The organism is Pedobacter sp. (genome assembly GCF_035317785.1).
Classification (GTDB): Bacteria; Bacteroidota; Bacteroidia; order Sphingobacteriales; family Sphingobacteriaceae; genus Pedobacter.
The window spans coordinates 1-13,817 of the sequence record NZ_DATHGC010000363.1; the positions used below are offsets into that span (position 1 = coordinate 1).

Sequence of the window (13,817 nt, forward strand, 5' to 3'; positions counted from 1 at the left end):
GCGACAAAATAGTGGACATCAGTTCTTTTAAATAAACAAGGAAATGTTTGATATAAAAAAAGCTTTACCGTTTTGGTAAAGCTTTTTTTTTAGTCCTTTTGCTTGGTGAGGTAATATACCGGTATGCCGATGAGCATGATGAGGACACCCCATCCGCAGGTACTGGTCTTATAGATCAGCAAAAGAATACACAAGGCAGTAGCGGTTAAAATATAAAACAGAGGCAATACTGGGTATCCGAAAGCCCGGTACGGACGTTCTGCATCAGGCATTTTTCTTCTTAAGATAAAGATCCCGTAAATGGTCAGGATATAAAATATCAATACAATAATAACAACGAAATCCAGTAAATCGCCGTAACGGCCTGTTAAACATAAAGCGGACGCCCAAAGTCCCTGAATCCACAATGCCCATTCGGGTACATCAAAACGGTTTAAATTAGCCGCCCTTTTAAAGAATAAGCCATCTTTTGCCATGGTATAATATACTCTGGCCCCCGCCATGATCAAACCATTATTACAGGCAAAGGTGGAGATCATAATCATCACCGCAATAATAATTGTTCCGGCGTTTCCAAAAATATACTGTGCTGCAACGACCGCCACACGGTCCGATTTAGCTGTGGTAATTGAATCCAGCGGCAATACCGCAAGGTACATCAGGTTTGCCAGAATATAAATCACACTTACTATAAACGTACCCAGGAACAAGCTCAAACCAACATTACGCTGAGGATTTTTAATCTCGCCGGCAATAAAAGTAACACCCGTCCAGGCATCAGCAGAAAACACTGAACCCACCATAGCGGCAGCAATTCCTGAAAGCAAGGCAGATCCACCGATAGCACTCCATTGTAATGTTTCCGGGCTGAAGGACCTTGGCGTCCATACATCTGTCCAGTTGGCATTCCATATTTCTGTTTTAGCACCCAGCATAAAGCCAAATACAATTAGGCCAAGCAGGGACATTATTTTTATAATGGTTAAGAAGGTCTGGAGTAATTTACCATTTTTAACCCCTCTGCTGTTAATGTAGGTGAGTAAAACAATGGTCACAATAGAAACAAGCTGGGCAGCGTGCAATTTAAAATCTCCGGATTGCCAGAGGATGTTGTTCTCACTGAAAGGTTCAAACAAATACGCCGCGAATTTGGAAAAGGCCACACCTACCGCTGCTATCGTGCCGGTCTGGATCACCGCAAACAGGCTCCATCCGTACAGGAAAGCGATCAGTTTATTGTAGGCTTCTTTTAAATAAACATACTGTCCGCCGGCTTTTGGAAACATCGCGCTCAGTTCGCCATAGCTAACGGCTGCAATAACGGTAATTACCCCCGTAAGGACCCAAATTAGGATAAGCCAGCCGGCTGAACCCACATTTCTGGCAATGTCGGCACTGACGATAAATATCCCTGACCCGATCATGGAACCTACAACTAGCATAGTCCCGTCTAACAGTCCAAGTTCTCTTTTAAAAGAGCCATCTTGAGTTTCTTCTTTCATGTTGGTATGGTTGGTTTTTTTAAGGAATCAAATATTGTTATGCATAGTCGGATGATGCTAATATATTTAAACTTAAATAAAACTTGGTAAGCATTTGTATACATCTCTGAAAAATACTTTTATAAATGTATATTGCTCCGGATAGATCTGTTAAATAAATATTGCAATGAAACGCTGAAAAATTTGGTAATTACATAAACACGCTTATTTTTGCAAACCCCCACTTGCCTGATATAACGGCTAAGCGTCTTTTTTGAAAGATAAAGGGGATACTAACCAGATTATAAACCAGAACTTAAGAAGAAACTAAACGAGAATATCAACATATGGAGTTTTTACAAAACAATTTAATCTATTTTATCCCTGTACTGGGTTTAATAGGCATCCTGGTGATGGCTATTAAAAGTGCATGGGTAAACAAACAGGATGCAGGCGACAAAAATATGCAGGAACTGGCCGGCTATATAGCTGATGGTGCAATGGCTTTTTTAAAGGCTGAGTGGAGGGTCCTTAGTATTTTTGTAGTATTTACAGCGGCTTTGCTGGCCTATTCAGGAACTATTCACGAGGTAAACGGTGTTCAATTGCACTCCAGCTGGATCATTTCCATTGCTTTTATTATCGGGGCGGTATTTTCTGCAACAGCAGGTTATATTGGCATGAAAGCGGCTACCAAAGCAAATGTACGGACAACACAAGCTGCCAGAACAAGCTTAAAACAGGCCTTGAAGGTTTCTTTTACAGGTGGTACCGTAATGGGTCTTGGCGTAGCTGGTTTGGCTATTTTGGGTCTCGGCGGTTTGTTTATTGTTTTTCTCCAGGTATTTAATGTGGTATCGGCTAACAGTGTGGAAATGAGGACGGCAATTGAAGTGCTAACCGGATTTTCACTGGGGGCTGAATCCATTGCACTTTTTGCCCGTGTGGGTGGTGGTATCTATACCAAGGCTGCCGACGTGGGTGCCGATCTCGTAGGTAAGGTTGAAGCAGGTATCCCGGAGGATGATGTGCGCAACCCGGCAACTATCGCTGATAATGTGGGTGATAATGTAGGTGACGTGGCAGGAATGGGTGCCGATTTGTTCGGGTCTTATGTGGCAACGATATTGGCGACTATGGTGCTGGGGCAGGAAATTGTAGCCGCAGATAATTTTGGTGGTATGTCCCCTATACTGTTGCCTATGGTGATCTGCGGACTGGGTATTTTGTTTTCCATTGTAGGAACCTGGTTTGTCCGCATCAAGGGAGAGGATTCTAACGTACAGACTGCTTTAAACCTGGGCAACTGGGGCTCGATCGTCATTACTGCCATCGCATCATATTTTATTGTAATGTGGATGCTGCCTTCAAACCTCCATTTGCGTGGTGTTGATTTTACCAGTATTGATGTGTTCTATGCGATCATAGTTGGTCTGGTAGTCGGTACGTTGATGAGTATCATTACGGAGTACTATACTGCAATGGGCAAAGGCCCGGTAAATTCCATCATCCAGCAGTCTGGAACAGGACATGCAACCAACATTATTGGTGGTCTTTCGGTAGGTATGAAATCTACTGTCGCCCCCATTTTAGTTTTGGCCGGAGGTATTATTTTCTCTTATGCTTTTGCGGGTTTATATGGTGTAGCAATAGCTGCGGCAGGTATGATGGCCACAACTGCTATGCAGCTGGCGATTGATGCTTTTGGACCTATTGCTGACAATGCCGGTGGTATTGCTGAAATGAGCCAGCTCCCTCCTGAAGTGCGTGAGCGTACAGATAACCTGGATGCTGTGGGAAATACGACTGCCGCTACTGGTAAAGGATTTGCCATTGCTTCTGCAGCATTGACTTCACTGGCTTTATTTGCTGCATTCGTGGGTGTTGCGGGTATTTCGGCTATTGACATTTATAAAGCTCCTGTTTTGGCGGGATTGTTTGTTGGTGCCATGATTCCTTTCATCTTCTCGGCACTGTGTATCGCTGCTGTTGGTAAAGCTGCAATGGATATGGTACAGGAAGTCCGCCGTCAGTTTCGTGAGATCCCGGGAATTATGGAATACAAAGCCAAACCTGAATACGAAAAATGTGTGGCCATTTCTACCAAGGCCTCTATCAGGGAAATGATGCTGCCGGGTGCGATTGCACTTTTGGTTCCTATCATAGTGGGTTTCGGATTTAAAGGTGTTTTTCCGTCGGTAAGTTCGGCAGAAATACTGGGAGGCCTGCTTGCAGGTGTTACGGTATCAGGCGTGCTGATGGGAATTTTCCAGAGTAATGCAGGCGGTGCCTGGGATAATGCTAAAAAATCATTTGAAAAAGGTGTAGAGATTAATGGGGAAATGCACTATAAAAAATCTGAACCGCACAAAGCTTCTGTGACCGGAGATACTGTCGGAGATCCGTTTAAAGATACCTCAGGGCCATCCATGAACATTCTGATCAAACTAATGTCTATCGTTTCACTGGTTATTGCGCCTTATATTGCAGTTTCTGTAAATAATGTGGCAGCTGTAAAGCCGGAAAGCAGTAAGCATATACAAATCGCTGCAATTAGCAGTTCTTTAAAAGAAATTAAAGTTAAAAAAGCAGCTGATCTGAATGAAAAAACAGAAAAGGCAGTCAGTGAAAGCCTGACCACTCAATAAAAACTGGAATTGTTACCAAATAAAAGGGATTTTGAAAAGAAATCCCTTTTATTTTTAGATATATTTTATTTAGGTTTGGTACCTAAATATAAATTAAGCGGCACTATAGAAAAACTTTAACTAAACTTAGAATTTATGAATTTCAGAAAGTCAATTGACTTGCTCACCAAAGAAGCTACGGAAAGCGGAGAAGGTACGCTGAAGCGGACGCTCGGGCCCGTAAATCTTGTCGCTCTGGGCATCGGTGCAATTATCGGCGCAGGTTTGTTTTCCATCACAGGTTCAGCGGCCGCCAATAATGCAGGACCGGCTATTACCATTTCATTTATCATTGCCGCTGTTGGCTGTGCCTTCGCTGGTTTGTGTTATGCGGAATTTGCCTCAATGATCCCTGTGGCCGGTAGTGCTTATACCTACTCTTATGCGACCATGGGCGAGTTTGTGGCCTGGATCATAGGCTGGGATTTGGTACTTGAGTATGCGGTGGGTGCTGCTACGGTCTCCATCAGCTGGAGCCGGTACCTGGTCAAGTTTCTGGAATACTACGATATTCATTTGCCGGCGCAGGTGACTATGTCTCCTTTTGACACTGCAACCCTAATGGATGGGACTGTGGTTTCGGGCATGTTCAATTTGCCAGCTGTATTCATCATCGTTCTGATGTCCCTCGTACTGATCAGGGGAACCAGCGAGTCTGCATTTATCAACGGCATTATTGTGGCTGTTAAAGTTGTGATCGTTTTTATATTTATATTTTTAGGATGGAAATACATCAACGCTGATAATTACTCGCCATATTTCATACCTGCCGACAAACCGGGTCATGAAAGTTTATTTACACACGGATGGGGCGGGGTCATTAGGGCTGCTGGAATTGTATTCTTTGCCTATATTGGTTTTGATGCAGTGTCTACAGCAGCTCAGGAAGCTAAAAATCCTAAAAAAGACATGCCGATCGGTATTCTCGTTTCCTTGTTTATTTGTACCATATTATATATCCTTTTCGCCCACGTCATGACCGGGGTTGCAAATTACGATTTGTTTAAAGGCCAGGACGGTATTGCGCCGGTTGCGGTTGCAATTGACAATATGGGTGCTAAAGATGCTGCCGGTATAGTAACCCCTGCTTATCCATGGTTAAATAAAGCCATCATTCTTGCCATTTTAGGTGGCTACGCATCGGTTATTTTAGTCATGCTATTAGGACAATCAAGGGTGTTCTTCTCCATGAGCAAGGACGGTTTGCTTCCTAAAGTCTTTTCAGATGTGCACTCTAAATTCAGCACTCCGGCAAAGAGCAATCTCTTGTTCATGGTATTCGTCAGTTTATTTGCTGCGTTTGTTCCAGCCCGTGTTGTGGGTGAAATGACCAGTATAGGTACTTTATTTGCCTTCATCCTGGTTTGTATCGGTGTGATGATCCTGAGAAAGCGTATGCCTGATCTGCCAAGAGCATTTAAAGTACCTTTGGTACCGCTCATACCTGTTTTAGGTATTTTAGTTTGTTTGGGAATGATGGTATTCCTCCCGCTTGATACCTGGGTCCGTTTATTGGTATGGATGATCATTGGTATCAACGTATACCTGTTCTATGGCATCAAAAACAGTTTCCTGTCTGACAACCTCAAAACAACCCTTGCAAACAGTACAAAGGTGGTTTCTTATGTAGGGCTGGTATTGGCTGTATTGCTGATCATAGTAGCACTGATACATCATAACATCACAGACGGCACGGATACAGGGTTATATTATTTCTCATTGATATTCGCTATAGCACATTTCATTTTATATGCTTACCGCGCATCAACATCGAATCAGATCCAACCAAAATAGAGGTCTAATTGTCTCGTATATTTTAAAAGCCACTCCAGGAGTGGCTTTTTTTATGGTTTATATTACTGTACCTTTGAGGGCTAAACTAACTTTATGAAATTTAATTTCAGTCAGATCTTGTCGTGCACGATGGTTATTTTTGCGATCATCGACATTTTGGGTTCTATTCCTGTCGTCATTGAGCTTAGAAGAAAGGCCGGCGGTCACATTCAATCGGAGAAAGCAACGCTGGTAGCAGCACTGCTGATGATCATTTTTCTCTTTGCAGGCGAGACTTTGTTAAAGATCATCGGTCTGGACGTGGAATCATTTGCTATTGCAGGATCCTTTGTAATCTTTTTCATTGCGATGGAGATGGTTTTAGGATTGACAATATTTAAGGAAGATGTTCACGAAACAGTATCTATTGTACCTTTGGCTTTTCCGTTAATTGCGGGAGCTGGAACCATGACCACTTTGCTTTCCTTAAAAACGGAGTACGAGACGCAAAACATCATCGTAGGAATTGTTATCAATATGATTTTTGTGTATTTGGTATTAAAAAACACCAATCGACTGGAGAAACTCCTGGGTAAGTCAGGTCTGAGCATTTTACGGAAAGCTTTTGGAATTATTCTGCTCGCCATAGCGATTAAGCTGTTCAGGAACAATACGGGTCTGTAAAAGACTGTTTCTGAATAGCAAATTATTGCCTAATAAATCGGGCTGCAAACATGGTGTCTGCCTTATCATTGTACCCCTTGATCACTTCTGACTTCTCCAGTTTTAATGGGAGATTTTCCTCGATCCAGGCGACAACATCTTCATTTTCCTGCCTGAAAACTGAACAGGTGATATAGATCAGGGGTTTACCTTCTTTAAGGTACTTTGCGACATTGCCTGCTATCGCCTTTTGCAGCTTTGAAAAATAAGCAATCTTATGGTCGTCAAAGTAGTAAAGCATTTCAGGTGTGCGGCCCCAGGTGCCTGAACCTGAACAGGGGGCATCAAGGATTATTCCGTCAAATTCATAATGATGCAGATCCGGATCATTATTCTGCAGAAGATCCAAAACTTTCTTTTGGTATTTTTTTATTCCCGCCTCCTGAAAGCGCTCATCAAGGTTATTTAAGCTGTCTTCCCTTACATCACTAACCAAAAGCTGGACTTTTGGTTCAAGATCATGAAGAAGCAGGGATTTCCCGCCGGATGCAGCACAGCAGTCCCACCAGTAATCCCAGCTCGCGGGTTCAAAAAAAACGCCTGTTTTTTGGGACGACAGGTCCTGAACCTGGTAATGTTTCTGATCTGGCATTAAGTGTTCCAGTTTGGTGCCATTTGGCAGTGCCAGAGTCGTCCCGGTAAGCTGCGTAAAATCGACATCGTGTTGTTTGAGCGTTTCCGCAAATTGCTGAATATGACTGGCTTTTATTCGCAGGAAGAGATCAGGTTGTGTAAAATAAGACTCATATAAATCGGGGAGCGCAATGCCTTCACTCAGGATATCCTTAAAGCCAAATACATCAGCCAGCTGAAATTCCGGATAATTCTTTTTGATTAAGGCTATCTTTTCTTTTACGGTAAGGCTTATGCGGTCTTTTAAATCAGGCAATAAGTCTTCAATGACCAGGCTCATCGTTTGGCTGCACAGGAAATCAGCCACTGCAAGTCGCAGGATCTGATCTGCATCAGGCAGTGCTTTCCCCAGCCGGAAAAAACTATAGATATATCTTGTAGCCCAGCGCCGGTCTGAAGACCCCATCTCCTTGTTCCGCTTAAAATAACCAAAAAGAAAACGGTGCAATGGCATCAGCCCATCGTAACTTTTAAAAATTTGCTGAAATGCCCTAATCTGGTGCTCTACCCTCATTCCACTATATTTAATGCAAAATTCTCATAACGCAGCAGCATCAGACTTGTATTGATATAACCCAGCTTCTCATCCTGAATAAAGGAAAAACTATTGTGCAGCCCTTTATACTTTACTTTTGTAAGATACTGTAAATATTCCTTTCCGTGCTGAGCTAATAAGGTGGCAAAGTAAAACCCGATATCAAAACCTTTAAAAGCATATTCTCCAGGTTCAAAATGAAATGATGATCTGTATTTCCTGATAAATTCGTTTACGGTAGCGCTGGTATAATCTACCTTATATGACGACGTGACTGTAGTGCGTAAAGCCTGCAATTTATCAGTATTGTAGTTTTGCCTGATCCAGTCAGGATGGCCGAACAGATCCAGGTCTAACAATCTTGCGTTCTTTAGTTTTACCAGTTTATCCAACGTTGGAATGACGAAATTCCGGTCTGGTGAACATACGATAACCACATACTTTTTATTTTTGATCAGCTTTAATTCCATGTTAAATACCGAGCTATATTCCTGAAATAGAAATTGCTTTTTTGCAGTGGAAAAATATGTTCTGATTGGCTTCCCCATAGTCTCATCCTCCGGACTTCCCGGATTGATCAGTACTACCACGGCATTTGCTGTATTGTAACTTTTGGTGATAAAGTCTCCCAATTTACCAATATGGAGGTCAATGTTGTTGGCTATTGAGATCAGGTTTGGATTGTTAAACTCATCGGGGTGTGTTGCCGCGAGGGGATTAATTACAGGGATGTGTTTTTCCACTGAATAATTCCTGATGTATTTCAGGCCCTGTGGGAAAACCGGGCCTATGATTAAATTCGAAGCGCTCAGTCCCCCGTTTTGAATTAATCCGGCAACCTGTGTGTTGTTGTCCCGGGTGTCGTAGACATTGAGTTTAAAATTAAGGCCCATTGCAGCCGCTGAATCGACACCAATCTTAAAGCCCTGGTAGAAATCGATAGCCATGGCAGACTTTTCTACATCAGCCTTTGTTGCGGTTTTAAGATTAATCTCATTTAACCGGAAAGGTATTAACAAAGTGATGTTAGCCTGTGAAAATTTGGCAGCAGATTTCTCTGCTTTCTTTTCCTCGGTTTTCACAGGCTCTGTTTTTTTGGCAGGTGTGTTTGTAACCTTAGGTGAGCAGGCAGACAAAAACAATCCGGCAAAAAAGATCAGGCAATATCTATTCCCACTCAATGGTAGCAGGTGGTTTTGAGCTAATATCATATACCACACGGTTAATTCCTTTTACTTTGTTAATTATTTCATTAGAAATCTTTGCAAGTACGTTATAAGGAAGGTGGCACCAGTCTGCGGTCATTCCATCTACAGATTCAACTGCACGTAAACAGATCACGTTTTCGTAGGTGCGTTCATCGCCCATTACTCCAACTGACTGCACGGGAAGAAAAATTGCTCCCGCCTGCCAGACCTTGTCGTATAGTCCTGCTTCCTTTAAATTACCGATATAAATGGCATCTGCCTCCTGAAGGATTGCTACCTTTTCAGCAGTAACTTCTCCCAGGATCCTGATGGCCAAACCAGGACCAGGAAAAGGATGACGGCCTATGATAAAATCTTCAAGACCCAGAGATCGTCCCACCCTTCTTACCTCATCTTTAAAAAGTGTATTCAATGGTTCGACTACTTTCAGTTTCATGAAATCCGGCAGTCCACCTACATTGTGGTGCGATTTTATGGTTGCAGAAGGTCCCTTAACCGAAACCGATTCGATGACATCAGGGTAAATTGTACCCTGTGCAAGCCATTTCACGTCCTGAACTTCATGTGCCTCATCATCAAAGACCTCAATGAATACCCGGCCTATGGCTTTACGTTTCAATTCAGGGTCTTTAACACCGGCAAGCTGGCTTAGGAACCGGTCCTTTGCATCAACCCCCTTAATGTTCAGTCCTAAGTGCTTGTACTGTTCCAGTACCCCTGCATATTCATCTTTACGCAGCAGGCCATTATCTACAAAGATACAATGCAGATTTTTGCCAATGGCTTTATGAAGAAGTATCGCAGCGACGCTGGAATCTACTCCTCCTGAAAGTGCAAGTACCACTTTGTCATCTCTCAGTTTTTCACGAAGGGCGGATATTGTTGTTTCTACAAAAGCGTCCGGTGTCCATTCCTGCTTGCATCCGCAGATGTCTACCAGGAAATTCTCCAAAAGCTGCTTACCGTCTGTACTGTGCGTTACTTCAGGGTGAAATTGTATGGCGTAAGTTTCAGAATCTTTTATTTGATAGGCTGCAACTCTCACGCTGTCTGTGCTGGCAATCAGCTCAAAGTTTTCGGGTATTTTTGTGATCGTGTCACCATGTGACATCCAGACCTGGGAATCGAGGCTGATATTTTTAAATAACTTATTGCCGGTCGCTATAAAATTCAGATTGGCTCTTCCATACTCCCTGGTTGATGATGGCTGTACCTCACCGCCCATATGCTGAGCCATGTATTGTGCGCCATAGCAAACACCAAGTACAGGATATTGATTATGGAATCTTTTAAGATCTATTTGAGGGGCATCTTCCTGGCGTACTGAATATGGACTACCTGAAAAAATGATGCCTTTAACGTCTGAAGAAATTTCAGGAATGTTATTAAAAGGATGTATTTCGCAATAAACGTTTAACTCGCGTACTCTTCGGGCAATTAATTGTGTGTATTGGGAACCAAAATCGAGAATAATGATTTTTTCTTGCATGGCCAAAGTTAAGAAAACTTCAGCACTTCCACGCCGAATCTGCGTAGAAAATCTACACCTTCATCACTTACAAGCCCTTTGTATTCCGCATAAGAATCTTTAAAATATACCCGTTTAATTCCTGAAGAAAGGATTAATCTTGCACATGCAATGCAGGGCGAAAGTGTGGTATACAGCGTAGATCCTGCTATTTTAGAACCATTTTTTACAGCGTAAAGAATCGCATTCTCTTCTGCATGGAGTGCAAGTGAGCAGCTGCCCTTTGAATCCCGGGAGCATCCTGTTTCCGGCCATTCCTCATCACAATTGTGTGTGCCTGCAGGCGGGCCGTTGTAACCAATGGAAATGATCCGGGTATCTTTGGTCAGTACGGCACCAACATGTGCCCGCACGCAATGGGAACGGGCGGCAAGGTCGGTTGCTAAATTCATATAGATATCGGTAAAACTTGGCTTCTTCATCTAATAGTCCCTTCGCTCATAACATTAGTTAAAAATGATTTTTAGTGGCTAAACATAAATAAAAAAAACTATAAGCTAAAGTGTAATATTTATACATTAACAGGAGTTAATGTATGTGCAATAAAACGAGCAAAAAATGAAGGTTGTTTATGTTTAAAATTGCATATTAGCATATTAATATACGAGGAACTGAATGTTTGAAGCAATATTACAAGGGATAGGTGCGGGTATTTTATTTTCGTTTTTAACGGGTCCTGTATTTTTTTCCATGATAAAAACGAGTATAGAAAGAGGCTTTAAGGCTGGGTTTTCTCTCGCTATTGGAGTGGTTTTCAGTGACATCATTTTTATCTCTCTGACGATATTCAGCTCTCAGTTTGTAGATTATAACTCAGAATACAATCAGTATATCGGAATCATTGGAGGACTATTCCTTTTAGGCATTGGCAGCTATTATCTTTTTAACAAGGTCAAAGTCAGTTACGATATCTCTGAAGCGATAAAAATTAAAAAAAGGGGGTATATCGTAAAGGGATTCCTGATGTGCCTTTTATCCCCGTCTACACTCATGTTCTGGATAATGGTTGGAGGTATTATATCAGTCCAATTGCATTACGATATGGCAGAAAAAATTGTATTCTTTGTTGTCGCAATGACGACTCAGCTATCTGTCGACTGCTTTAAGACCTACTATGCCGCCAAACTTCGTTATCGGATAAAAGAGAAAACCATCCAAAACTTAAACCGGATCGCCGGCGCAGTGATATTGATCTTTGCCATCCGGCTTTTTATCCAGGTTGCCCTTAAGCATTATTCCTAAATCAGTTGTCTTCTAAATGAAAAGCCCCCGTTATCAAAAGATAACAGGGCTAATATGTTTTAGTGATTGGAAATGATACTAATAGGCCCTTTGGTTGCTGCCTTCTTTCCAGTTTACAAATGCTTTATTCACTACCTTATTTCCTCCGGGAGTAGGGTAATTACCAGAAAAATACCAATCTCCCGTGTGATTAGGACAGGCAACATGCAGGTTATCCAATGTTTGGTAGATCACCTCCACTTCTGCGTTTATGTTTTCAGGTGTGATGATCTTCGTGATCTGGGCGGAGATTTCCTGCTGTTTAAACGGCCTGTAAATATCCTTCACATGATTTATAATCTCTTCTTTGGGCAATAATAGCGAGGCTTTACATTTTTGATATACTTCTTCTATGATATGTTCCATTCCTCTTACCTTAAGTAGTTGGATAGCCGCTTCAAATGCAACAAACTGACCCATTTTAGACATATCAATACCATAACAGTCAGGATAGCGGATCTGCGGCGCTGATGAAACAATAATGATCTTTTTTGGATGCAGTCTGTCTATGATCTTAATGATGCTCTGCTTCAGTGTTGTGCCACGAACAATTGAGTCATCAATTGCTACTAATGTATCAGTATTGTTTTTGATTACCCCATACGTGGTATCATAAACATGGGCTACCATGTCCTGTCTGTCCGCATCCTGGGTGATAAAAGTTCTCAGCTTCACATCTTTAATAGCCAGCTTCTCTACTCTCGGATTCATAGAAAGTAATTCGTCCAGTTGCTCATCCGTCAAACTGTCTTTACGATGCAATAAGGTGTCCTTCTGGACGGCTCTTATGTAGGCATGAAGGCCTTCAACCATTCCATAAAAAGAAACTTCAGCTGTATTGGGGATAAATGAGAATACCGTATTTTTCAGATCTGCACTTACAGCATCGAGTATCTGTTTGCAAAGCAGCGCACCAAGGTGTTTCCTTTCTCTATAAATCTCTGCGTCACTACCCCTTGAAAAATAAATCCGTTCAAAAGAACATGCTCTCTTTTCCTCAGGCTCCCTAAATATTTCCTGGCTAACCGTTCCATCCTTTTTAACGATTAGTGCATGACCGGGCTGAATTTCTTTAACATCTCTGAATGCAATGTTAAAAGCAGTCTGTATAGCTGGTCTTTCTGATGCTGCAACTACGATCTCGTCATCCTGATAATAAAATGCAGGTCTGATACCTGAGGGGTCACGCAGGATAAAAGCATCACCGTTTCCAACAATACCGGAAATGGCGTAGCCTCCATCCCAATTCTTTGCAGAACGTCTCAGGATCTTTGCGATATCTAGATTCGTAGAGATTTTTTGTGTGATCTGTACGTTATCAAGTCCTTCTTTTTTGTATTCATCAAACAACTCTTGGTTTTCATCATCCAAAAAGTGGCCTATCTTCTCTAAAACTGTTACGGTATCCGCCTGTTCCTTCGGATGTTGTCCCAATTCATACAACTGCTCCAATAACTCATCTACATTGGTCATGTTAAAATTTCCGGCGATCACCAGATTACGAGTCATCCAGTTATTTTGGCGAAGGAAAGGGTGGCAATTTTCAATGCTGTTTTTGCCGTGTGTTCCATAACGGAGGTGGCCCAGCAATACTTCGCCGATAAAAGACACATTGGATTTCAGCCATTCAGTATCCAGCATTAATTCCGGTTTCTCATTCTGAATGTCAACAAATTTGCTTTGCACATAGCCAAAAATATCTGCTACAGCATTTTGGGCCATTGAGCGGTACCTGCTAATGTAGCGATGACCAGGTTTTACATCTAATTTAATGGTTGCAATCCCTGCTCCGTCCTGCCCACGGTTGTGCTGCTTTTCCATCAACAAGTAAAGCTTGTTCAATCCATAAAGTGCAGTCCCGTATTTTTCCTGGTAGTATGAGAGAGGTTTTAAAAGGCGGATAAAGGCTATACCGCATTCATGTTTTATTGAGTCACTCATTAAGTGTGTTGTTTGAGCCGCAAATTT

At 42.1% G+C, this 13,817-nt stretch carries 10 protein-coding genes; 4 read left to right on the forward strand and 6 right to left on the reverse strand.

Annotated elements, in window-relative coordinates; translation table 11 throughout:
• Window positions 1-89: 89 nt before the first annotated feature.
• Entirely contained in the window at window positions 90-1,502 is a 1,413-nt protein-coding gene (locus tag VK541_RS22630) for an APC family permease (RefSeq protein ID WP_324372839.1), read from the reverse strand.
• 326 nt (window positions 1,503-1,828) lie between these two features.
• On the opposite strand from VK541_RS22630, the gene VK541_RS22635 reads away from it, so the two are divergent.
• The 3 genes from VK541_RS22635 (at window position 1,829) to VK541_RS22645 (ending at window position 6,625) form a co-directional block, all read left to right on the forward strand.
• Window positions 1,829-4,129, forward strand: coding sequence for a sodium-translocating pyrophosphatase (locus VK541_RS22635; protein ID WP_324372840.1), 2,301 nt, complete (start codon window positions 1,829-1,831; stop codon window positions 4,127-4,129).
• A gap of 135 nt (window positions 4,130-4,264) precedes the next feature.
• Window positions 4,265-5,962, forward strand: coding sequence for an amino acid permease (locus tag VK541_RS22640; protein ID WP_324372841.1), 1,698 nt, complete (start codon window positions 4,265-4,267; stop codon window positions 5,960-5,962).
• A 93-nt stretch (window positions 5,963-6,055) separates the two neighbouring features.
• Window positions 6,056-6,625, forward strand: a complete 570-nt coding sequence (locus VK541_RS22645; protein ID WP_324372842.1) for a MarC family protein — start codon at window positions 6,056-6,058, stop codon at window positions 6,623-6,625.
• A 22-nt stretch (window positions 6,626-6,647) separates the two neighbouring features.
• Here the strand turns inward: VK541_RS22645 and VK541_RS22650 are convergent, their stop codons facing one another.
• From VK541_RS22650 to VK541_RS22665, 4 genes are read right to left on the reverse strand one after another with little or no spacing between them, the layout of a single operon-like run.
• Window positions 6,648-7,811 carry an RsmB/NOP family class I SAM-dependent RNA methyltransferase gene (locus VK541_RS22650; protein WP_324372843.1) on the reverse strand — a complete coding sequence of 388 codons (1,164 nt, stop codon included), beginning with the start codon at window positions 7,809-7,811 and terminating at the stop codon, window positions 6,648-6,650.
• A complete protein-coding gene (locus VK541_RS22655) occupies window positions 7,808-9,043 on the reverse strand; it encodes an amino acid ABC transporter substrate-binding protein (RefSeq protein WP_324372844.1) in 1,236 nt (411 codons plus the stop codon). The genes VK541_RS22650 and VK541_RS22655 overlap by 4 nt, the downstream gene beginning before the upstream one ends.
• Window positions 9,000-10,529, reverse strand: a complete 1,530-nt coding sequence (guaA, locus tag VK541_RS22660; RefSeq protein WP_324372845.1) for a glutamine-hydrolyzing GMP synthase — start codon at window positions 10,527-10,529, stop codon at window positions 9,000-9,002. Before guaA ends, VK541_RS22655 begins: the two co-directional genes overlap by 44 nt.
• 8 nt (window positions 10,530-10,537) lie before the next feature.
• Window positions 10,538-10,990 carry a dCMP deaminase family protein gene (locus tag VK541_RS22665; RefSeq protein WP_324372846.1) on the reverse strand — a complete coding sequence of 151 codons (453 nt, stop codon included), beginning with the start codon at window positions 10,988-10,990 and terminating at the stop codon, window positions 10,538-10,540.
• A gap of 193 nt (window positions 10,991-11,183) precedes the next feature.
• Between VK541_RS22665 and VK541_RS22670 the strand changes: the two genes are divergently transcribed.
• Window positions 11,184-11,810 carry a LysE family translocator gene (locus tag VK541_RS22670; protein ID WP_324372848.1) on the forward strand — a complete coding sequence of 209 codons (627 nt, stop codon included), beginning with the start codon at window positions 11,184-11,186 and terminating at the stop codon, window positions 11,808-11,810.
• Between the two features lie 78 nt (window positions 11,811-11,888).
• On the opposite strand, the gene VK541_RS22675 is transcribed toward VK541_RS22670, so the two are convergent.
• Complete coding sequence (locus VK541_RS22675; protein WP_324372850.1) at window positions 11,889-13,790, reverse strand: amidophosphoribosyltransferase; 1,902 nt, start codon at window positions 13,788-13,790, stop codon at window positions 11,889-11,891.
• Between the last annotated feature and the right edge of the window lie 27 nt (window positions 13,791-13,817).

Bases quoted from the DNA above. Each gene is read 5' to 3' on its own strand.
- VK541_RS22630 (WP_324372839.1), bottom strand. From the start codon at position 1,502: ATGAAAGAAGAAACTCAAGATGGCTCTTTTAAAAGAGAACTTGGACTG.
- VK541_RS22635 (WP_324372840.1), top strand. From the start codon at position 1,829: ATGGAGTTTTTACAAAACAATTTAATCTATTTTATCCCTGTACTGGGT.
- VK541_RS22640 (WP_324372841.1), top strand. From the start codon at position 4,265: ATGAATTTCAGAAAGTCAATTGACTTGCTCACCAAAGAAGCTACGGAA.
- VK541_RS22645 (WP_324372842.1), top strand. From the start codon at position 6,056: ATGAAATTTAATTTCAGTCAGATCTTGTCGTGCACGATGGTTATTTTT.
- VK541_RS22650 (WP_324372843.1), bottom strand. From the start codon at position 7,811: ATGAGGGTAGAGCACCAGATTAGGGCATTTCAGCAAATTTTTAAAAGT.
- VK541_RS22655 (WP_324372844.1), bottom strand. From the start codon at position 9,043: ATGATATTAGCTCAAAACCACCTGCTACCATTGAGTGGGAATAGATAT.
- guaA (WP_324372845.1), bottom strand. From the start codon at position 10,529: ATGCAAGAAAAAATCATTATTCTCGATTTTGGTTCCCAATACACACAA.
- VK541_RS22665 (WP_324372846.1), bottom strand. From the start codon at position 10,990: ATGAAGAAGCCAAGTTTTACCGATATCTATATGAATTTAGCAACCGAC.
- VK541_RS22670 (WP_324372848.1), top strand. From the start codon at position 11,184: ATGTTTGAAGCAATATTACAAGGGATAGGTGCGGGTATTTTATTTTCG.
- VK541_RS22675 (WP_324372850.1), bottom strand. From the start codon at position 13,790: ATGAGTGACTCAATAAAACATGAATGCGGTATAGCCTTTATCCGCCTT.